This is a genomic window from Stenotrophomonas thermophila (assembly GCF_001499715.1).
Classification (GTDB): Bacteria; Pseudomonadota; Gammaproteobacteria; order Xanthomonadales; family Xanthomonadaceae; genus Stenotrophomonas; species Stenotrophomonas hibiscicola.
On the sequence record NZ_CVIW01000064.1, the window covers coordinates 15,244 to 35,864 of the forward strand.

A 20,621-nucleotide genomic window follows, 5' to 3' on the forward strand; every position below is an offset into this window, starting at 1 on the left:
TCAGGCGTTGATCGCCGCCAGGATGCGGGCTTCGATCTCGTCCAGCTCACCGACGCCGTCAACCCGGGCCAGGGTGCCGCGGCCAGCGTAGAAGTCCACCACCGGGGCGGTCTGCTCGTTGTAGACCTGCAGGCGCTGGCGCACCGCTTCCGGGTTGTCATCGGCGCGGCCCTGCTCCTTGGCGCGGCCGGCGATGCGGTCCACCAGCAGTTCGGTGGGCACGTCCAGCTGCACCACCGCGTCCAGCGGCTGGCCGATCTTGGCCAGCAGGCCGTCCATCGCATTGGCCTGGGCCACATTGCGCGGGTAGCCATCGAGGATGAAGCCCTTGGCGACATCGGCCTGGGTCAGGCGCGACTCGAGCATGCCCAGCAGGATGTCATCCGACACCAGGTTGCCGGCATCCATCACCGTCTTGGCCTGCTTCCCCAGTTCCGTGCCCGCGGCGATTTCCGCGCGCAGCATGTCACCGGTCGAAATGTGGGCGATCCCCAGCTTTTCCTTCAGGCGCGTCGCCTGTGTCCCCTTGCCCGAACCGGGCGGTCCCAACAGAACCAATCGCATTGACCTGACTCCAACGTGTTGAAAACAAAGAAGGTTCGCGTCCCGGACGGTCCGGTATCGCTGCACCGCAATAGCGCCACTTTACCGCATCCGGGTAATGTCCCTGCAATGTCCCCTCCCCCGAGCAGGTAGACGCATGCGCAACGGTACTCTCCTTTATGCCCAGTCCGGCGGTGTCACCGCCGTCATCAACGCCACGGCGGCGGCGGTGATCGAGCAGGCGCGGGCCAAGGGCATCAAGGTCCTGGCCGCCCGCAACGGCATCCTCGGCGCCCTGCGCGAGGAGCTGATCGATACCAGCAAGGAGAGCGCCGCCGCGATCCGCGCCCTCGCCCATACCCCGGGCGGCGCCTTCGGCTCGTGCCGGGTCAAGCTGAAATCGCTGGACGCCGACCGCGCCCGCTACGACCGCCTGCTGAAGGTGCTGCGCGCGCACGACGTGCGCTGGTTCCTCTACAACGGTGGCAACGACTCGGCCGATACCGCGCTGAAGGTCTCGCAGCTGGCCAAGGCCTCCGGCTACGACCTGACCTGCATTGGCGTGCCCAAGACCATCGACAACGACCTGGCAGTGACCGACACCTGCCCCGGTTTCGGCTCGGCGGCCAAGTACACCGCCGTCTCGGTGCGCGAAGCGGCGCTGGACGTGGCGGCGATGGCCGAGACCTCCACCCGCGTTTTCATCTACGAGGCCATGGGCCGCCACGCCGGCTGGCTGGCCGCGGCCGCCGGCTTGGCCGGCAACGGCGATGACGAGGCGCCGCACATCATCCTGCTGCCCGAACGCGCCTATGACGAGGCGGCGTTCCTGGCCAAGGTCAAGGCCGTGGTCGAGCGCGTCGGCTACTGCGTGGTGGTGGCGTCGGAAGGCATCGCCACCGCCGATGGCCGCTTTGTTGCCGACGCCGGCGGCGGCAAGGATTCATTCGGGCACGCGCAGCTGGGCGGCGTGGCCGCGCACCTGGCTGGCCGGGTCAAGGACCAGCTGGGCCTGAAGGTCCATTGGGCGCTGCCGGATTACCTGCAGCGCTCGGCCCGCCACCTGGCCAGCAGGACCGACTGGGAGCAGGCGCAGGCGGTCGGCAAGGCCGCGGTGCAGCTGGCGCTGAAGGGCCAGAACGGGGTGATGCCGGTGATCGTGCGCAGCAGCGACGCACCGTACCGCTGGAAGATCGAAGCGGCGCCGCTGTCGAAGATTGCCAACCATGAAAAGAAGATGCCCGCCGGCTTCATCCGCCGCGACGGCTTCGGCATCACCGCCAAGGCGCGCGCCTACCTGTCGCCGCTGATCAAGGGCGAAGCGCCGCTTCCGTATGGCACCGATGGCCTGCCGAAGTACGTCACCCTGAAGAACGTGGCGGTGAAGCAGAGGCTGCCGGCCTTCGAAGGCTGAGGTGCACCTGCGCCCTGTGCGGAGCACAGGGCGCATTGCGGAGACCACCGAAGCGCCCCACAATCGGGCTCCGGCCCGGGGCAAAGGGGCCGCCGCAAGCCAGATTCGACGCTGCCCGGCCACGTGGCCCGGGCCTGTGCTGCCATTTCACAAGGACTGTAACCATGAAGCACCCGATCCTGACCGCCGCGCTGCTGTGCGGTGCTGCCGCACCCGCCTTCGCTGCGACCTGCGAAAGCAACTTCCAGAAGAAGGGCAACCCCTTCGTCGGCACGACCTTCACTTCATCGGTCACCCATCCGGACCTGACCGTGGCCAGTGCCATCGGCCAGATGCGGGTGATCGCCAAGAACGCCAACATGGACGTCCTCAGCGAGGACGTGGAAGGCGGCTCGATGCTGATCGAAGAGCCGGAATCGTTGGCCCACAAGCCGATCCCGATGATCATCAGTGCCACCTCCGAAGGCGGCCAGGGTACCGTCGGCATGGTGGTGAAGGTCAACAAGGGCGCCATTGCCTCGGCCGATGGCGTGCGCGAAGAAATGTGCAAGCTGCTCAACCAGGTCAAGCCGGGCAAGGCTGGCGAACAGGCGGCCAAGGCCACTCCGCAGGCGTCGGTGGTAACGATCGCCGCCGACCGCTTTGGCTTCCAGCTGCGCAACCAGAACAAGGACAACCCGGCCGCGATCGAGCCGCGCTACAAGGGCAAGACCTACGCCATCACCGGTCGCATCACCACCGTGCTGCGCAGTGGCGGCACCTACAACACCAGCTTCGACCTGCCCAGCGATGGCAGCATCGACTTTGAGCGCGTGGCCATTTCCTGCTCGTTCGCAGCCAACCAGGCCGCGTATGCGCTGGCCCTGCGCCCGCGCGAGAAAGTGACGCTGACCGGCGTGGTCGACAGCTATGACCAGGTGGGACGTGTGTTGTGGCTGAAGGAATGCCGCGGCAACTGATTGCTGCAGCATGGGGAAAATGCCCGGGTGCGCAGGCGCCCGGGCCTTTTCCTTTCCACAGCGGTTCACGCCTGGCGCACGAGCATCGCAGGATGATGGACGCCCCGCCTGGAGATCATCATGGCCTTGCGTGTTGTTCGACTGGGAACGCCACGCCAACCCGGCGAGGGGCTGCGTATCGGTACCGTGCGGCGCCCGCCGCGCGGCGTGCCGCGCAGCGAGTTCGCCCGGCAGGACTGGTACGACGTCTGGTTCCCGACCCTGTCACCCAGCGCGGCACTGGTGAAGCAGGCGCACGAGGCGAAAACGGCCGCCGACTGGAACGCGTTCTTCCGCCACTACAAGGCTGAGATGAAGTCCCCGGATGCGGCCCACGCGCTGGACCTGCTGGCTGCGATGTCGCAGCACAGCGACCTCAGCGTGGGGTGCTACTGCGAGGATGAGGCGCACTGCCACCGCAAGGCGCTTCGCGAGCTGCTGGTGGCGCGCGGGGCGACGCTGGCGGATTGATTGCAGAGTCGCCGGCCAACGGCCGGATCTATCCGGTGCCGTGCCCGATGGCCTCAGTAGATCCACGCCATGCGTGGATTCGCACTACCGAACGTCCTCAATTACAGGCCTTGCCTTCCATCTGCAACTGCGCGGCAAACATCGTCACCTGCGGAATCTGGCCGGCAGCCGCCTGCTTCTTCGCCTCTTCCAGATAGATGCGCGACTGGCCCTGCCCATCCAGCTCGACCTTGTTGCTCGACGGCAGGCGCCACACCCGCACCACTGCCTGTTGGGCCGGGCAAGCCGCGCTCGGCACGCGGATCACATCGTTGAGCTTCCAGCCCTTGTCGGCACTCGGCTGTGCCTTGGTGTAATCGACGAAGCGCGCGCGTGGCTGGCACTGTTCGCTGGTACGCACGGCGGAGAAGCGGTAGGGCGCGGCGGCGTCGCCGGTGAACGCACCTTCCAGCCGCGCGCAGGCCTCGGGGATCTGGCGCAACGTATGCACCGCACCCACCGCCTGGGGCACGCCCACGGCACGCTGCAGTTCCGGGGTTTCCGCGGCGAATGCCGGCACGGCCGGGACCAGGGCGGCAAGCATCAACAGGGACAGGCGCATGTGGGATCTCCTACGGGACTGTGCGCAGGCTTGCAGAGACTGGCTTAACGGGGCGCAAAGGCCTGATGGCTCTCGAATCGTGCCCATGGCCCGGCGGCAGGGCCCGCGCGCATGGCGATGCGTTCCGTCTTGAGGGCGCCCACAGGATCACGAGGTGCGGCTCGTAGAGGCCAGTCGAGCATGGCTCGACTCTACAAGTGGCGGCACGCATACTGCGGGGACCAGGGAATGCTGAACACCGCCATACGTCGGACGACCGCCAAGGTCGGTACGGGTTGGTTCCAGGCTGCAGCCCGTCGTCCCCCTCGTGGTGCCGTTCATCGCCACTGGATGCCTACATCCATTCTGCGGAGGGGTCTAATGCTGGAACGTCACGGGCTTTCATTGGCGCTGGGCTGCGCCATTCTCGCGATCCTGTTCGGAATCGTCTCGGCGCGCTGGATCCTGCGCCAACCCACCGGCAATGAGCGCATGGTCGCGATCGCCACCGCGATCCAGGAAGGTGCGCGTGCCTACCTCAACCGCCAGTACCTGACCATCGGCATCGCCGGCGTGGTGCTGTTCGTGCTGGTCGGTGTGTTCCTCAGCTGGTACACCGCGATCGGCTTCGCGGTCGGCGCGGTGCTGTCCGGTGCCGCCGGCTACATCGGCATGAACGTGTCGGTACGCGCCAACGTGCGCACCGCCGAGGCCGCACGCCATGGCATCAGTGCGGCGATGGACGTCGCCTTCCGCGGCGGTGCGATCACCGGCATGCTGGTGGTCGGCCTGGGCCTGCTGGGTGTGGCCGGCTATTACGCACTGCTGCTGCGGATGGGCCTGCCGATGGAACAGGCGCTGCACGCGCTGGTCGGTCTGGCGTTCGGTTCGTCGCTGATCTCGATCTTCGCGCGTCTGGGCGGCGGCATCTTCACCAAGGGCGCCGACGTCGGCGCCGATCTGGTCGGCAAGGTGGAAGCCGGCATTCCCGAGGATGACCCGCGCAACCCGGCGGTGATCGCCGACAACGTCGGTGACAACGTCGGCGACTGCGCCGGCATGGCCGCCGACCTGTTCGAGACCTATGCGGTCACCGTCATCGCAACGATGCTGCTGGGCAGCCTGATGCTGGCCGAGGCGGGCGCCAATGCCGTGCTGTATCCGCTGGTGCTGGGCGGTGTGTCGATCATCGCCTCGATCATCGGTGCGCTGTTCGTCAAGGTGAAGCCTGGCGGCTCGATCATGGGCGCGCTGTACAAGGGCGTGATCGTCTCCGGCGTTCTGGCCGCGATCGCGTTCTACCCGATCACCACCGGGCTGATGAGTGACAACGTACATGGACCGATGCCACTGTACGGCTGCGCGTTGATCGGCCTGGTCCTGACCGGGCTGATCGTGTGGATCACCGAGTACTACACCGGCACTCAGTACAAGCCGGTACAGCACGTGGCGCAGGCCTCGACCACCGGGCACGGCACCAACATCATCGCCGGCCTCGGCATCTCGATGAAGTCCACTGCACTGCCGGTGGTGGCGGTGTGTGCTGCGATCTGGGGTGCGTTCGCGCTGGGTGGCCTGTATGGCATCGCCATCGCCGCCACCGCGATGCTGTCGATGGCTGGCATGATCGTCGCGCTCGATGCCTACGGACCGATCACCGACAACGCCGGCGGCATCGCCGAAATGGCCGAGCTGCCCTCGGAGATCCGCGACATCACCGATCCACTGGATGCGGTGGGCAATACCACCAAGGCAGTGACCAAGGGCTATGCGATCGGCTCGGCTGCACTGGCCGCACTGGTGCTGTTCGCCGACTACACCCACAACCTGCAGGCCGCCAACCCCGGCCAGGAATTCCGCTTCGATCTCAGCGACCACACGGTGATCATCGGCCTGCTGATCGGCGGCCTGATCCCCTACCTGTTCGGTGCGATGGCGATGGAAGCGGTCGGCCGCGCGGCGGGGGCAGTGGTGGAAGAGGTGCGGCGCCAGTTCCGCGAGATCCCCGGCATCATGCAGGGCACCGGCAAGCCGCAGTACGACAAGGCGGTGGACATGCTGACCCGCTCGGCGATCCGCGAAATGATCGTGCCCTCGCTGCTGCCGGTGGTGGTGCCGGTGGTGGTCGGCCTGCTGCTGGGGCCGCGCGCACTCGGCGGTCTGCTGATCGGCACCATCGTGACCGGCCTGTTCGTGGCCATCTCGATGACCACCGGCGGCGGCGCCTGGGACAACGCCAAGAAGTACATCGAGGATGGCCACTTCGGCGGCAAGGGCAGCGAAGCGCACAAGGCTGCGGTGACCGGCGATACCGTCGGTGACCCGTACAAGGACACCGCTGGCCCGGCGATCAATCCGCTGATCAAGATCATCAACATCGTGGCGCTGCTGCTGGTGCCTCTGTTGTAGATCCACGCCATGCATGAACCCGTAGCGTCGAGCAGGCTCGACGCTACGGCCGCGACCGCCTCATCCATCGGATGACAAGCAGCACCACGACGACCATCCAGCAGGCATAGATCGGCCGGTCCCAGCCATCGAAGAGGCTGAGCGGGCTGCCGATGAAAGCGAGCGAAGCCAGCCACGCACACAGTGCGCCGGGCAGCCACGCGCCACGCCACATGCAGAAGGCGGCGAACACCAGCAAGGGCCAGGCGAAGATGATCGCCGGCGTGAACGGTGCCAGCGAAAGCACGGCCACGCATGCAGCCAGCAACACGCTGCACCAGGCCAGCACCCGTAACGTCCGTGTCGTCATGCCAATCTCCGCGCGTCCATTGACGGTCGTGCGCGAGCATAACGCCTGCGCGCTGCCTTGAATTCCGGCTTGGGTCAGAGACCTGTCCTACGGAAAGGGATCCGACCCCGATGGCGGTCAGCGCCCGCGCAGGAAGAATGACACCGGCACCATCACCTGCACCGGGTCGCCAGCCACCTCGGCCGGCGGCGCCGGGACCGGGCTGGCCCGCTGCACGGTGTCCAGCGTCTCCTGGTCGAGCAACGCGAAGCCGCTGCTGCGGCCCAGCAGCACCGCCGAAACCACACCGTCGCGGGCCACGGCAAAGCGCACGTAGACCACGCCCTGCTGGCGCAGCCGCTCGGCCTGGCGTGGATAGCGCCGGTGCTTCTGCAGGTGCGCGAGCAGGCGTCCTTCCCAGGTCGCCTCGGCGCGACTGCGCTCGCCGGCGGTGGTCTGCGGTGCGGTGTAGCGTGCGGCCACATCGGCTGCCACCTGCGGCGGTGCGCTGGTCTGCGCGACATTGGTCTCGGCGGTTTCCGGCGCGGGCGTCGGCTCCGGCGTACGCGGCGGTGGCAAATCACCCTGCGGCTGCATCGGCGCCTTCGGTTGCTCACGCAGCGCCGGCTTCGGCGCTTGCCGCTGCTGTTGCTGCTGCAGGGGGCCCGTCGCCACTTCACGCGGGGGCACGGATGGCGCCCGCGCCATCGGCGCCAACTCCAGCGTCAACGCCGCGGGCGACGCTACCGCAGCCACCACCGGTGCGCGCATCGCCCGCCAGCAGGCCACGCCGATCAGCAGCGCGTGCACCAGCAGCACGATCGCCAGGCTGGTCGCCCAGCGCCGCAGTCCACTCATCGCGCACCCTGCTCAACGCCGACCAGCGCCACCTTCAGGTAGCCGGCCGCACGCAGCGCATCCAGCGTGGCCATGAGTTCGCCGTAAGGCACGCGGGTATCGGCACGCAGGAAGATGCGCTGCGCGGTGTCGCCGTGGGTGGCCGCCTGCAATGCAGCGGCCAGCCCGTCACGCGCCACCGCCTGCTCGCCCACGCGCAGCGACCGATCGGCCTGCACGGTCACATACACCGGCGCCTGTTCGGGCGGCGTGGCACTGGCGCTGCTGGCCGGCAGCTGCACCGGCACTGATACGGTGGCCAGCGGTGCGGCTACCATGAAGATGATCAGCAGCACCAGCATTACGTCGATGAAGGGCGTGACGTTGATCTCGTGTGCTTCTTCCGGTGCGTCGTCGCGGTCGGACGCGGTCCTGATCGCCATCGTCGCGCCTCAGTGCACCGCGCGCAGCGGTGCCGCTGCGGCACGCGGCACGGCGCGATCAAGATCGCGCGAAACCAGCTGCTGCACGGCCGCCGACAGACCGCCGAGCAGGCCCCGCAGGCCGGCCAACACGCGGCTGAAATGGTTGTAGACCAGTACCGCGGGAATCGCCGCGACCAGGCCGAGTGCGGTCGCCAGCAAGGCCTCGGCGATGCCGGGCGCAACCACCGCCAGGTTGGTGGTGTTGCTGTGTGCGATGCCGATGAAACTGTTCATGATGCCCCACACCGTGCCGAACAGGCCGACGAAGGGCGCCACCGCGCCGATGCTGGCGAGCACACCGATGCCGCGCCGCTGCACGCGCGCGGTCTCCAGTTCGATGCGGTCCAGGCGCGAGGCGATGCGTTCCTTGATGCCGTCGCGACTATCCAGATCCTGCGACAGGCGCAGTTCGGTGCGGGCGGCGTCCAGCATGGCGAGTGCGGTGCCCTGCTGCAGACTTGCCTCTCCGCTCTGCGGCGGCAGCTGTGCGGACTGCAGCAACAGCGCGCGCGCCGCGCGCAGCTGCCGGGCCTGGCGGGTCAGCTCCCAGCCCTTGGCCAACAGCACGGTCCAAGTGGACAGCGACGCCAGTGCCAGCGCGATCATCACGGCCTTCACCACCACGTCGGCGGCCAGGTACATGCCCCACGGGGTCAATGCGGGGGCGGCCACGGGGGCCAGGTCAGCAGGCAGCATCATCTCGGCTTCCATCAGCATCAGGGGTCGCTGCGCGACTACGGGCCGCGCGCGGATCATGGGCGTCGTCCACTTCCACGACCGGATGGGGCTCCAGCCGGGGGGCCGGTCGGCTCAGCACGTAGCCGGCGCTGACCGCGAAGAACAGGCCCACGCCCAACAGCAGGCGCCAGGACGGATGCGCGCCCCAGCAGAACAGGGCAAAGCCCAGCGCCATGCCGGCACTGGCAAACGCCTTGCCCTTGCGCGATACCGCGCCCTGCTCGCGCCACAACCGCAGCGACGGGCCGTAGCGCGGATGCGCCAACAGGCGCTGCTCGAACTTCGGCGAGCTGCGCGCGAAGCAGCCCACGGCCAGGATCAGGAAGATGGTGGTCGGCATCACCGGCAGCAACGCGCCGATCACCCCGAGCCCGACCATCAGCCAGCCCAGCGCGAACCAGAGCCAGCGCATCAGCGCTGCACCTGTGGGCGCGCGCCGCGCATCAGGCGAATTCCACTTCGACGTGGTCGTGCACGCTGCGGAACGCGGCGTCGGCGGCATCGATCACCTGCTGCTCCTGCTCGACACTCAGCGGTACCGCGTCCAGCGCCGCGGTGAACTCACGCCAGTGGCGCGCCGCGCCATCCGGATGCGCGGCCAGGTGGCGGGCGCCAAAATCACGGTCCAGGCCGAGCCTGGCGGCCATCTTGTACAGAATGGTGCCGCCCAGGTTGGAGCCTTCAGCCACGTACAGCCACCCCAACGCGGCGGGCAGTTCCAGATCGGACGGCAACGCCGCGATGTCAGCCCCCGGCAGGGTCTGCTCCAGGTCCTGCAGGTCGCGCGCGACCTGGGTCAGGCGGCGGCGCTCGCCCAGGTCCGGCAGCAGTGCGTCCAGCGCAGGGTTGGCATACAGCGCATCGATGCTGCGGTGGAAGCGATACTGCACGCGCAGGAAACGGGCGAAATTGCTGCGGTCGGCGAAGATGTCGCCGGCCATGATGCGCTTGTCCAGGGCACCGTGGCTGTCGCGGGTGGCGGCCTTGAGCCGCAGGCTGCGGCTTTCTTCAGGGGCGATGTGTGCGTTCATGGGGGAATGCCAAGGGGGTCGTCGTGCTGTAGACGTCTGCCACGGGGCTTTCCCCAAGGCTATGTGCGCCGATAATGGCGCATCCCTTCTTACCGCAGGAACCGACGATGATCACCACCGAACCGCGCATGACCAACCTGTTCCTGCAGCTGGGCCTGGACGCCAGCGCCGAGGGCATCGCCCGCTTCATCCGCGAGCATCAGCTGGCCACCGATGTGGAAGTGGTCGAGGCGCCGTACTGGAACGATGCGCAGCGCCAGTTCCTGTCCGAGTCGCTGCAGGCCGATGCGGCATGGACCACCGTGGTGGACGAGCTGAACGAGTCGCTGCACGAGGACGCGGTGAAGGCCGCGACCGGGCTGTAAGTAGACGCCGGGCGTGGCGGGGCGCTGGCGATTGCACGGCGGAAGCGGTGCGGACCAAGGTCCGCACCCACCGAGGGCGGTTCGACCCCACCGCTCATACGCGACCGATCAGTACTTCCAGGTCAACGCCAGCCGGGCCGTACGGCCCGGTGCCGGCATCACGCCCAGGGCCAGCGGGTCCAGGTAGTAACGATCGGTCAGGTTGTCCACGCCGGCTTCCACCGAGAGCTGGTCGTTGAAGCTCCAGCTGGCGAACAGGTCCACCAGAGTGGTTGGCCGGTACAGCTGCTGGATCGCCGACAGCCCTACGTTCCAGTCCTTGTCCAGCGTGCTGATCGGGCCGGCGTTGTGGACCACGCGGGTGCCGAAGGTCAGGCGCTCCTCGAACAGGCGCGAGCCCAGGGTCAGGTTGACCATGTAGCGCGGCGGGTTCTGGGTATTGGTGTACGAGCCCTCGAAGCCGCCGTCCACGCAGTCGGGCGTGTTGGCCAGCTCGCCGTTCCTGCGCTGTGCGCCGTAGGCACGGCGCTCGGCCGCGATGTCCGGCGCGCAGGTCTTGGCCTTGAAGTAGTAGTGCGCGGACAGATCGGCAAATACCTTGCCGCTGTCATAGCTGGACTGGAACTCCATGCCCGAGACCTTGAACTGGTCGACGTTTCGGATCAGGCCCGCCGACAGCGTGCGGTAGTCACGGGTGATCAGGTCGTCGATGCGGGTATCGAAGTACGCCAGCTTCAGCGCCAGGCGGTCGCCGGCGGCGAACAGGTCGTAGCGGATGGTGCTGGCGCCGATTTCCCAGCTGCGCGCGCGCTCCGGCTTCAACTCGCCCACTGGCTTGGCCGCGGTGAACAGGCCCAGCGTGGTCTCGAACAGGCTCGGCAGCTTGGTGCCTTCGGCGTACTTCACGTAGACCATGGTGTCTTCGCTGAAGCGGTAGGCCACGCTGGCGGTCGGCGAGAACGCGGTGTCACGGCGGCGGATCGGCTGCGACCACGTCCAGCTGACCGGCACTTCCAGGTCCTGCGCCTTGCCGGCGTCGTAGAAGTTCCAGCCACCGATGTCGGCCACCGTGCCCTTCTTGTACGGTGAGGCCAGCAGCGATTCCTGGGTGAAGTTGCCGTTGGCATCCGGATACCAGTTCAGCAGCGCGATGCGCTTGGCCCGCCACGACGGCAGCGCCGGGTTGCCATTGAGCAGTTCGGTGTAGCGGTACTGGCCCTGCACCTCATAGGCATCGGGCGTGGCCAGGCGGTTGCGGTCGTGCACGTCCACGCGGTTCCAGCGGCCGCCGGCCAGCAGTTCCCAGTGCTCATCGGGCTGCCACTTCAGCGAGGCCACGGCACTGTATTCCTTGCGCTCGGCGTTGCGCAGGAAGCGGTTGTTGACCAGGTCATCGTGCATCACCGGGCCGGAGCTGCCCGGTGCGATGTCTTCGTCACTGTAGGACAGGCCGTAGTCGAGGGTGAACGCACCGGCGCGGGTATCGAACATCGAGGTGTTGCTGGCATCCAGTCCGAAGCGCTTCTGCCGCAGCGGGTTGCGGTAGGCGTCCTTGTAGCCGGGGTCGCCGCTGAAGCTGGGCGCGTCATACCACTCGGTGCGGCGGTCGAAGTACCACGGGGTGATGCCGGTCAGGCTGTTGTACATCACGCTGTCGGTATCGGTGTATGCAGCGTTGACACGCAGGTCGACCACATCGCTGTCCGGATTGAAGCGGTAGCGCAGGGTGTAGCTGTCCATGTCGACATGGCCCGGGTCCCACTGCGGAATGCGATCGCGGTCGACGCGGATGATCTGCGAGGCCATGATCTCGCCGGCGGTGCCTTCATAACGGCGGTAGCCGGCTTCCAGCGTCTGCGCGTCATCGATGCGCCAGGTGCCCTTGAGCAGCGCCGACTTCGAACGCGACGAGGTGTTGAACACTTCGGTACGCGGCGGATTCAGCGGTGCCAGCGTGCGACGGGTCTGCGGGAAATCATCGTAGCCGTGCTTGCCGGAGAAGTAGTTGCCGTTGTCGCGGTAGGCATAGGCGGCGACCAGATCGAAGCGGTCCCAGTGGCCGGCGCCGGCCACGTTGAAGAACTGGCTGCCGGTGGCGCTGCGGTCGGAACGCGGCGCGGCGCTGTAGGACGGCAGGTTGTTGGCGCTGGCGTTGGCCAGGCCGCCACGCACGCGTACGCCGAAGTCGCGCCCCTCGCGCAGCACGTCATCGATTTTCAGCGTCTCCATCTCGACCACGCCGCCGATGCCACCGGGGGCATTGGCCTGCAGGCTCGGGCCCTTGGTGATGGTCAGGCTGGAAATCAGGTCCGGGTCGAGGTAGGTGCGCTGCGATTGGCCGGCATAGCCACGGTAGGTATCCATGCTGGACTGGCCGCCGTCGATGATCACCGGCACGCGGCCCTGGCCCTGGATGCCGCGGATGTTGACGTCGAAGCCGTTGCCAACGCGCGGATCGCCGGCGGTGACACCGGCCACGCCCTTGACGATGTCGCCGTTGGAGGTGCCACGGAAGCGCTCCAAGTGCGTGCGGTTGAGCGTGGTGATGGAACCGACGCCGCGATAGCTGTCGAGCAGGCGTGCCTCGTCGCTGCCCGCGCCACTGTCGACGCGGTCGCCGGCCACGCTGAGCGTGTCGGTGACGATCACGCCGCTGTCGGCCTGCACCGGCATCGCCGCTTCCAGGGTCACTGCATCGGAACCGACCCGGCGCACTGCCAGGCCACTGCCCTGCAGCAGCTGCTGCAGCGCCTCGCTGGCCGGCATGCTGCCGCTGACCGCACGCGACGTCACCCCCCGGGCCAGAGCGGCCGGGTACACGACCTGCACGCCGGACTGGCGCATGTAGCTGCGCAGCGCTTCTTCCAGTGGCTGCGCCTGGATGTCGAAGCGCTGTACGGCGGCGTGGTCGGCTCGGTCGCTCTGTGCCAGCGCGGGCGGCGTGGCACTGGCCAGGGCGGCAGCCAGCAAGGCGATGCACAGACGGGACGGGCGCAGCACGCGGCCGGGGCGGTGGGAGTCGAACATGGGGAACCTGTCAGGTAATCGGTGCCGCAGGCGCGGCGTCATCCGCAACACAGGCGGACACGGCGACGTACGTGGCGGCGGCGGGTACGTTCGCGGGGTAAGACGGTTGGGCGCGCGGCAACCCCAAGAGCGATTTGCGGTCGCGGCAGGTGCCGAGCGGCCGGTGATCGTGGTGGGTGCCGACCGTTGGTCGGCACACTGGAACCTTCATCCACGCATGGCGTGGATCTACTGGTGAATGATGGCGACGCCGAGCGGCAGCCGGGTGACCTGCAGACCTGCTGTTGCGGCCAGTGCATCCAGCGCCTGCTCCGGGCGATCGATGCGCAACGCCGCGCTTACCGCCGGCAGCTGCGATAGATCGCCGCGCACGAAGGTCGGGCCGGCGCGATAACGCCCCACCCATTGCACGGCGTCGGCGACGCTGGCCTGCTCCAGCAGCAGTTCGCCCTGTCGCCACGCGCCGACACTGTCGGCGGCCACGTCCTGCAGGCGCGTCACGCCACTGTGTCCACCATAGATCGCACGCTGGCCCACCTGCAGATACGTCCAGCCACCGTCAGCCGGACTGGCCACGCGCACCCTGCCCTGTCCGACCTGGGTTTCCACCTGGTCGCTGTCGCGTGCGACGGAGAACGCGGTCGAGATGTCCTCGACCGCGCCATTGCCGGCGCGCACGCTGAAACGTCGCTGCGCATCCGGACTGACCTCGAACCAGGCACGCCCGCGCAACAGCTCGACCTCGCGGGCGTTCGCATCAAAGTGCACGGCAATCGCACTGTCGGCGTCCAGCACCGCACGGCTGCCATCAGGCAGCAGTACGTTCTGCACCTGGTGCGTGCTGCGGTGATCGGACTGCAGGCGCAGCCACGCCTCCGGCCATGCCACCAGCATCGCCAGCATTGCCGCCGCAGCCATGGCCCAACGCCGTCGGCGCGGGCGTCGACCAGCCACGCGGGCCGGCTGCGCTCGCGGCCCGACGCTGCGCCACAGCGCGCGCTCGTGTTCGAAGGCCCTGCGATGCCCCGGCTGTTGCAGCCAGTGTTCGAACGCCCGCATGCGCGCGTCGCTGATATCGCCCGAGGCCAGCCACGCGATCCAGCCCCGGGCCTGTTCGGCCAGGGCATCGTCATTGGCGGCGGGCAGCGTGTTCGGCGGGCTCATCGGCTGGCGGACAGGCGCATTCAAGCGCGGGCGGAGGAACTAGACCGCATCCACGGTCCAGTGATCAAGACGTTCCAGTGAGGGCCAGCCCCAAGCCGGGCCGGTCATCGGCCGCTGCGTGCCCACGCCAGCCGCTGCAGCGCCGTGCGTACATGGTTCTCGACGGTGGTCACCGACACCCCGAGGCGGCGGGCGATCCCGGCCTGGGTCAGGCCCTGCAGGCGGTTGAGCCGGAAGATGGTGCGGGTCGGCTCCGGCAAGTGCCCCGCCGCATCAAGCACCCGCTGCAGCTCGTCCTGTGCCATGGCCTGTTCCTCGGTCGAGATTACCTCGTCCGGCCCCCACAGGTAGTGGTCGGCCAGCAGGCGGTTGCGCCGGGTCGATTCGCGGCCGTGGTCGGTGGCCAGGTTGGCGGCCAGCCGGTACAGATAGGCCCGCGGGTTGTCGATGGCCTGGCTGTCGTCGACCCCACGGGCCTTGAACCACACCGCCTGGATCACATCCTCGGCGCCATTGTCGCCGCCGAGGATGCGCTGCACCCGGCGCAGCAGTGCCGGCCGCTCACGGATCAGCAGTTCGGTAAGGGAGGCGGCATTGGAGGACATGCGCAGAACGGGACGACAGACGGAAGGCGCAGCGCATGCTACTCCGTTAATGAGAATCAGTCACGTTCGCATCAGTGGATGCAGCCGGTCAGCCCGTCATAGGTGCTCTCCGACGTGCCGGGCAACGGATCATGCAGCGGATTACGGGCCGCCAGCGCTGCATGGAAGGCCTCCACCGGGGTGCCAGGCACCAGCGGCAGCGGGCACAACCAGGTCGGTTGCCGGGCTACGATCGCACCGTCGTTCCGCGACACGGCCAGCTCACTGGCGGCAAATGCCCAGAGGCACTCATGCACCGTGCCGCGCACCGCGTCCACCGAACAGCGCAGGCGCAGCGCACGGATATCGCTGTACTCACCCTCGCAGAAGGTGTCGCCGCAGATCGCGTCGAACCCGTGCTGCAGACGCCCTTCCAGGGCAAAGAAGCGGTCCCAGTTGGCTTCCTGGTGCGGGTAGTCGATCAGGTCCACGTAGGGAAAAGCGTGGGCGGCGGGCGCGATCAGCAGCGTGCAGAACAGTCCGAGTGACAAGGCGGATGGTTTCATCGGGAACTCCTCGGGTAGGTACATCCAGCCTGCGCGCGCGCGCCACCCGGACCCATCGGTCAACCCCGGCCCGCCGTGTCGGCGCGTTCCTCGCCCTGCCGTCAGCCCCCTCCCCCTGCACAGCGCCCGGCAAAGGCATAAAATGGGGGGCTATCCGTCTATATCCCCCACCTGGAGCACGACCATGGGTCTGGAACTCGTCTCGCCCGGCAAGAACCCGCCGGAAGAAATCAACGTCATCATCGAGATCCCGAAGGACTCGGAGCCGGTGAAGTACGAAGTGGACAAGGAGACCGGCGCGATCTTCGTCGACCGCATCCTGTCCACCCCGATGCGCTACCCCTGCAACTACGGCTACGTGCCGAGCACCCTGTGCGGCGACGGCGATCCGGCCGACGTGCTGGTGGTGCTGCCGCTGCCGCTGGTGCCGGGTTCGGTCGTGCGCTGCCGTCCGGTCGGCGTGCTGAAGATGAGCGATGAGGCGGGCAGCGACGAGAAGATCCTGGCCGTGCCGGTGTCGAAGATCTTCAGCGGCTACGCCCACGTGGAAGACATCGCCCAGGTGTCCAGCCATTGGCTGGAGCGCATCGGCCACTTCTTCGAGCACTACAAGGACCTGGAGAAGGGCAAGTGGGTCAAGCTGGACGGTTGGGGCGGCGCCGCTGAGGCCAAGCAGATCCTGATCGAGGCGCACCAGCGCCATCTGGACAGCAAGGCCTGAGCCTGAACCGGATTGCTCCGGCATGCCCTGCCGGAGCGATGCGGGTCACGTTTCATGACGACGGCACATCACTCTTGCCGCCGTATTAGGTAAATTGCGTCACTTCACACGTCGTCGACATCCATCGTCGAGACAGCCAGGGGAATGTGTCGTGCGTATTCTGCTTGTTGGGGATGCAGCCAGCCTGCCGGCCGAGCTGACCGAATTCATTGCCGATCTTGGGGAAGACTGGCAGCCGCTGACCGCCACCGATGGCCAGTCCGCGATGACCGCGGTGGCCACGCAGGGCGTGGATGCGGTGATCGTCTGCCCGCAGCTGCCGGATCTCAATGCCACCACACTGCTCGGCCAGATCCGGACCTTGCGCCCGGAAACCATCCGCATTGCGCTGGTGGACGCCCAGCACGGCAACCGGCCGCCGCCGGCACGCCTGATCGGCGTGGCCCACCGCTTCCTGCCGTTGCCGCTGGCACCGGAAGTGCTGCTGGAAGCACTGACCAGCCTGGAAGAGCTGCGCGAAGTGCTGGACAGCCCGCGCCTGCGCGACGCCATCGGCCGCATCGAGAAGCTGCCCTCGCCACCGCACCTGTACCTGAGCCTGACCCAGGCACTGGAGCATGACGACGACGCCGACAGCGCCGACGTGGCCAAGCTGGTCGCTGCCGATCCAGCCATCGCGGCCAAGGTGCTGCAGCTGTCGAACTCGGCGTTCTTCAGCCAGGGCCGCACCATTGCCGACCTGCGCACTGCCGTGACCCGCCTCGGCCTGTCGACGCTGCGCGATCTGGTATTGGCCAGCGAGGTGTTCTCGGCACCGACACTGTCCACGGCCGAGCGCAATTCACTGCAGCAGCGCGCCCTGCTTGCCTCGCGCCTGGCCGCACGCCTGCTGCCCGAATCCAGTGCCGAGCTGGGCGCAACCGCGGCACTGCTGGCCGACATCGGCCTGCTGCTGCCCGGCGTGCGCAACGAGCGCAGCGAACCGGCGCTGGCCGGTGAGACCCGCCCGGGCCATGCCGAAGCCGGAGCCTACCTGCTTGGCCTGTGGGGCCTGCCGATGCCGATCATCGAAGCGGTCGCGTTCCACCTGCAGCCGCAGCGTGCAAATACGCGCAGCTTCTGGGTGACCGGCGCGGTGCACGTGGCACTGGCACTGGTCAATGGTGATCCGGTGGACGAGGACTACCTGCAACGCGCAGGTGTTCTCAACAGGCTGCCGCAATGGCGCGAGCATGCCAATGCGTTGATGGGACTGGTACCGAGCGAGGCTTGAGGCACCGCCCAGGGCGAGTTCGCAGGGAATGAAAGGCAGACCGGGTGGCCTGCCTTTTCCGTTGTGCCTGAAGAACCATCCACGCATGGCGTGGATCTCCCCAGTCGGTGCAGCGCACAAACAAGAAGGGCGGACCTTGCGGCCCGCCCTCCTCTTTCTGCTGTGACGCTTCGATGGATCAGAAGCGCTGGGTGTACTTCATGTAGTAGAAACGACCGATGTCGAAGCCACCGTAGTACGAGAAGCTCGAGTTCGGCTGGCTGTACATGACCGGGCCCTCGTGGTTGAACACGTTGTTGGCGCCCAGCGAGACCGTGGCTTCCCACGGCAGGTTGTAACGCACCTGCACGTCGTGGAAGGTGTTCGAGCCCACCTTGCGGGTCGGCTGCGCCAGGGTGTAGGCCGAGCTGAAGTCAGGCAGGTTGCACTCGGTATCGTAGGAGCACGGCTCCTTCATGCTCGAGTAGTAACGCACGCCCCAGTTCACGCCCAGGTTGCCGTAGGTCCAGTCGACGTTGAGGTTCGAGCGGACGCGGAAGTTCGCGCCCCAGTCTCCGGTCGCCCAGCTGGTGTGCTGCTCGACCGGGGTCTCGGCTTCGTTGTCGCGCTTGTACTCCAGGTAATCGACGTAGGTGGTCTTCCAGTCGATGACGAACTTGCCAAAGGAGAACTCCGGCAGGCGGTACTTGATGCCCAGATCGTAACCCGCGGTTTCCTGGTAACCAGCGTTGATCAGGGTACGGGTAACGTCGACCACCTGGTTGGCGGTACGGCCTTCGGTGCCGCGGTCGAAACGCTCACACGCCGACGCCACGCCCAGCACATAGCACTGGTTGAGGATCGAGGTTACCGACTCGGCGGCGATCACGTTGTCGATGCGGATCTTCCACCAGTCGAGGCTGACGTCCAGGCCCTGCACGAAGTTCGGGCTGTACACCAGGCCGGCGGTCCAGGTCTTGGAGGTTTCCGGCTTCAGTTCCGGGTTGGAACCCGACTCGAAGGCGCTGTAGGACTGGGTGCCCGGGCCGGTCGACTGTGCACCGCCGGAAGTGATCTGGCGGAAGTTGGCCGGAACGCCACGCGCCTGGCAGGCTGCCGCCACCGAGGGGTTGCGTGCGGCCGAGCCGAAGCTGCTGTCACACGGATCGGTGTAGGCATCAAAGGTCTGCGAGGTACCGCCGTACATGTCGGCGATGCTTGGGGCGCGGAAGCCGGTCGAGTAGGTTGCACGCACCAACAGGTCGTCGATCGGCTTCCACTTCAGGCCGAACTTGCTGTTGATGGTATCGCCGAAGGTGTTGTAGTCCGAGTAGCGGCCGGCCATGTCGAGCGACAGCTCCTTGGCGAACGGCATGTCGGCCAGCACCGGCACGTTCAGTTCGACGTAGAACTCGTCGAGCTTGTAGCTGCCCTTGGTCGGCTTGCCGGCCAGGTCGGTGCTCAGGCCAGACTGCAGCAGCGCATCCGGGTTGTACTCGCCGCTTTCTTCGCGGTGCTCGTAGCCCGCCGCGATGGCCAGCTCACCGGCCGGCAGCGAGAACAGCGAACCTCCGATGTTGGCGCTGTACGCCTTGGTGGTGTTGGTATAGGTATCGTGGCTCGGCAGGTACAGGTAAGCCTGCAGGGCCGGATCGGCCAGCGAGCCGTTGCCGGTCGAGCCGTACGGTGCCAGCGGGTTCCACGGGGTGCAGCCAGCGATGACATGGCCCGGGGTGCCGCAACGGGCAACGTCGCCGTCCATGAAGGACGGACCGACCGCATTCTGCACGTTCGGGATGAACAGGTTGCCGGTGCCGGTCTTCACACCCTTGTTCTGGTTGTAGACGTAGCCCACGTCCCAATCCCAGAACTTGTCGCCGAACTCGAACGAACCTTCCAGGCCGGCCGAGAAGCGGAAGGTCTCCTGCTCGGACTCGGTCTGGCGCGGCACTTCGGATGTGCGACGGATGAAATTCGCATCCGTGCCCAGCGGGTTATAGATGCTGTTGGCCGACAGCGGGGTCTCATAGACCTCGGACTGGTACGGGTAGCCGGCAATCTGCTGGGTGGCCGTACGCTTGGTGTACAGCACGTTCGCGGTGCCGCGGATGTTGTCGGTGAAGTCGTAGTTGCCGTTGGCGAACACCGAACGACGGGTCAGCTTGTTCTGCAGCCACATTTCCTGGCTGGCATTGGTGTAGTCCGCCGTGCCGAACTCGCGGAAATCGGCCATGGTGTTGCCCGAGCCATTGTTGGCGCGGGTGTACCAGTTGTCATTGCTGTCGATCAGCACGCCGTGGTTGGATGCCGGCGACCAGCCGTTGGCGTCTGCGTCGGTCGGGTTCGGGTGGAACTGGCCGTTCGGGTAGCGGCTGAAGGCACGATCCTTCGCCCAGACCGGATCTTCCTTGCTGTACTCGGCGCCGAAGGTGATCGAACCACGCTCACCGGTCTGGCCGTAGACGAAGTTGTAGACCTGCTTTTCGCCGTCGCCCTTGCTGTACTGGCCGCCGTAGACGCTGGCTTCCAGACCGTCGAAGTTCTTGCGGGTGATGATGTTGATCACGCCAGCGATGGCGTCGGAGCCGTAGATGGCCGATGCGCCGTCGGTGAGCACTTCAATGCGCTCGACCACCGAGGTCGGGATCGAGGCCAGGTCGGTGTAGCCACCGGTGCTGACGCCCATGCGCTTGCCGTCCAGCAGCACCAGGGTGCGCTCCGGGCCCAGGCCGCGCAGATCAACGTACTGGCCGCCGACTTCTTCGCCCGAGCTCAGGGCATCGGCGCGGCTGATCGCCGGCGAACCGGTTGCCGACAGGTTCTGCACGATGTCGCCGACGCTGGTGAAGCCCTGCTTTTCAATGTCGGCGCGCTGCAGCGCGATCACCGGCTGCGCGGTTTCCATGCTCGCCTGGCGGATGCGCGAACCGGTAACCGAAATGCGGTCCAGGTCGGTCGTGCCGCTGGCAGCTGCGTCCTGCGCCGAAGCGAAGGACGGTGCCAAGGCAAGCGCAATGCCGGCCGGCAACAAGCCGAGCCGCACTGCAGGAATACGAACGTTCATCAATCTCTCCAAGGTACGTGTTAGTAGCGTGTTAAAACGCCCCA

General features: G+C 67.1%; 20 protein-coding genes. 7 read left to right on the forward strand and 13 right to left on the reverse strand.

The features are described 5' to 3' along the window. Complete coding sequence (locus tag BN1263_RS19345) at positions 1-564, reverse strand: adenylate kinase (RefSeq protein WP_019662016.1); 564 nt, start codon at positions 562-564, stop codon at positions 1-3. Positions 565-700: 136 nt separating this feature from the next. Here BN1263_RS19345 and BN1263_RS19350 point away from each other — a divergent pair, with 136 nt between their 5' ends. From BN1263_RS19350 to BN1263_RS19360, 3 genes are all read left to right on the forward strand, one after another. After that, positions 701-1,957 carry a 6-phosphofructokinase gene (locus tag BN1263_RS19350; RefSeq protein ID WP_058983494.1) on the forward strand — a complete coding sequence of 419 codons (1,257 nt, stop codon included), beginning with the start codon at positions 701-703 and terminating at the stop codon, positions 1,955-1,957. 164 nt (positions 1,958-2,121) lie between these two features. Then, complete coding sequence (locus tag BN1263_RS19355) at positions 2,122-2,916, forward strand: hypothetical protein (RefSeq protein WP_058983496.1); 795 nt, start codon at positions 2,122-2,124, stop codon at positions 2,914-2,916. A gap of 120 nt (positions 2,917-3,036) precedes the next feature. Beyond that, the gene (locus tag BN1263_RS19360) at positions 3,037-3,426 is read left to right on the forward strand and encodes a DUF488 domain-containing protein (protein ID WP_058983499.1); all 390 of its coding nucleotides are present in this window, start codon (positions 3,037-3,039) and stop codon (positions 3,424-3,426) included. A gap of 97 nt (positions 3,427-3,523) precedes the next feature. Here BN1263_RS19360 and BN1263_RS19365 read toward each other — a convergent pair whose 3' ends face one another. Next, positions 3,524-4,027, reverse strand: a complete 504-nt coding sequence (locus tag BN1263_RS19365; protein ID WP_058983500.1) for a hypothetical protein — start codon at positions 4,025-4,027, stop codon at positions 3,524-3,526. Positions 4,028-4,387: 360 nt separating this feature from the next. On the opposite strand from BN1263_RS19365, the gene BN1263_RS19370 reads away from it, so the two are divergent. Further along, a complete protein-coding gene (locus tag BN1263_RS19370) occupies positions 4,388-6,415 on the forward strand; it encodes a sodium-translocating pyrophosphatase (protein WP_019662021.1) in 2,028 nt (675 codons plus the stop codon). A 43-nt stretch (positions 6,416-6,458) separates the two neighbouring features. Here the strand turns inward: BN1263_RS19370 and BN1263_RS19375 are convergent, their stop codons facing one another. The 6 genes from BN1263_RS19375 to BN1263_RS19400 all read right to left on the reverse strand — a co-directional run bounded on the left by BN1263_RS19375 (position 6,459) and on the right by BN1263_RS19400 (position 9,834). Beyond that, entirely contained in the window at positions 6,459-6,764 is a 306-nt protein-coding gene (locus BN1263_RS19375) for a hypothetical protein (protein WP_058983501.1), read from the reverse strand. 117 nt (positions 6,765-6,881) lie between these two features. Further along, positions 6,882-7,601: an energy transducer TonB gene (locus BN1263_RS19380; protein WP_058983502.1), complete on the reverse strand. Its 720-nt coding sequence runs from the start codon at positions 7,599-7,601 to the stop codon at positions 6,882-6,884. After that, positions 7,598-8,023: a TonB system transport protein ExbD gene (exbD, locus tag BN1263_RS19385; protein ID WP_058983504.1), complete on the reverse strand. Its 426-nt coding sequence runs from the start codon at positions 8,021-8,023 to the stop codon at positions 7,598-7,600. Before exbD ends, BN1263_RS19380 begins: the two co-directional genes overlap by 4 nt. A gap of 9 nt (positions 8,024-8,032) precedes the next feature. After that, positions 8,033-8,761: a tonB-system energizer ExbB gene (gene exbB / locus BN1263_RS19390; RefSeq protein WP_058983632.1), complete on the reverse strand. Its 729-nt coding sequence runs from the start codon at positions 8,759-8,761 to the stop codon at positions 8,033-8,035. Beyond that, entirely contained in the window at positions 8,748-9,215 is a 468-nt protein-coding gene (locus BN1263_RS19395) for a YbaN family protein (protein ID WP_058983507.1), read from the reverse strand. Before BN1263_RS19395 ends, exbB begins: the two co-directional genes overlap by 14 nt. 31 nt (positions 9,216-9,246) lie before the next feature. Further along, positions 9,247-9,834 (reverse strand): biliverdin-producing heme oxygenase, encoded by a 588-nt coding sequence (locus BN1263_RS19400; RefSeq protein ID WP_058983509.1) that lies wholly within the window; start codon positions 9,832-9,834, stop codon positions 9,247-9,249. Between the two features lie 107 nt (positions 9,835-9,941). Between BN1263_RS19400 and BN1263_RS19405 the strand changes: the two genes are divergently transcribed. Beyond that, positions 9,942-10,199 carry a DUF2789 domain-containing protein gene (locus BN1263_RS19405; protein ID WP_006390068.1) on the forward strand — a complete coding sequence of 86 codons (258 nt, stop codon included), beginning with the start codon at positions 9,942-9,944 and terminating at the stop codon, positions 10,197-10,199. A 108-nt stretch (positions 10,200-10,307) separates the two neighbouring features. Here BN1263_RS19405 and BN1263_RS19410 read toward each other — a convergent pair whose 3' ends face one another. The 4 genes from BN1263_RS19410 to BN1263_RS19425 all read right to left on the reverse strand — a co-directional run bounded on the left by BN1263_RS19410 (position 10,308) and on the right by BN1263_RS19425 (position 15,540). Continuing rightward, entirely contained in the window at positions 10,308-13,226 is a 2,919-nt protein-coding gene (locus BN1263_RS19410) for a TonB-dependent receptor (RefSeq protein ID WP_058983516.1), read from the reverse strand. A 228-nt stretch (positions 13,227-13,454) separates the two neighbouring features. Further along, on the reverse strand, positions 13,455-14,390 hold the full coding sequence (locus tag BN1263_RS19415) for a FecR family protein (protein ID WP_058983517.1): 936 nt from the start codon (positions 14,388-14,390) through the stop codon (positions 13,455-13,457). A gap of 104 nt (positions 14,391-14,494) precedes the next feature. Continuing rightward, positions 14,495-14,995: an RNA polymerase sigma factor gene (locus tag BN1263_RS19420; protein WP_019662030.1), complete on the reverse strand. Its 501-nt coding sequence runs from the start codon at positions 14,993-14,995 to the stop codon at positions 14,495-14,497. A 71-nt stretch (positions 14,996-15,066) separates the two neighbouring features. Then, a complete protein-coding gene (locus BN1263_RS19425; protein ID WP_058983518.1) occupies positions 15,067-15,540 on the reverse strand; it encodes a hypothetical protein in 474 nt (157 codons plus the stop codon). A gap of 184 nt (positions 15,541-15,724) precedes the next feature. Between BN1263_RS19425 and ppa the strand changes: the two genes are divergently transcribed. Next, the gene (gene ppa / locus BN1263_RS19430) at positions 15,725-16,261 is read left to right on the forward strand and encodes an inorganic diphosphatase (RefSeq protein ID WP_005410935.1); all 537 of its coding nucleotides are present in this window, start codon (positions 15,725-15,727) and stop codon (positions 16,259-16,261) included. A 151-nt stretch (positions 16,262-16,412) separates the two neighbouring features. Further along, a complete protein-coding gene (locus BN1263_RS19435) occupies positions 16,413-17,534 on the forward strand; it encodes an HDOD domain-containing protein (protein ID WP_058983521.1) in 1,122 nt (373 codons plus the stop codon). A 178-nt stretch (positions 17,535-17,712) separates the two neighbouring features. On the opposite strand, the gene BN1263_RS19440 is transcribed toward BN1263_RS19435, so the two are convergent. Further along, positions 17,713-20,577, reverse strand: coding sequence for a TonB-dependent receptor (locus BN1263_RS19440; RefSeq protein WP_058983523.1), 2,865 nt, complete (start codon positions 20,575-20,577; stop codon positions 17,713-17,715). Positions 20,578-20,621: the final 44 nt, after the last annotated feature.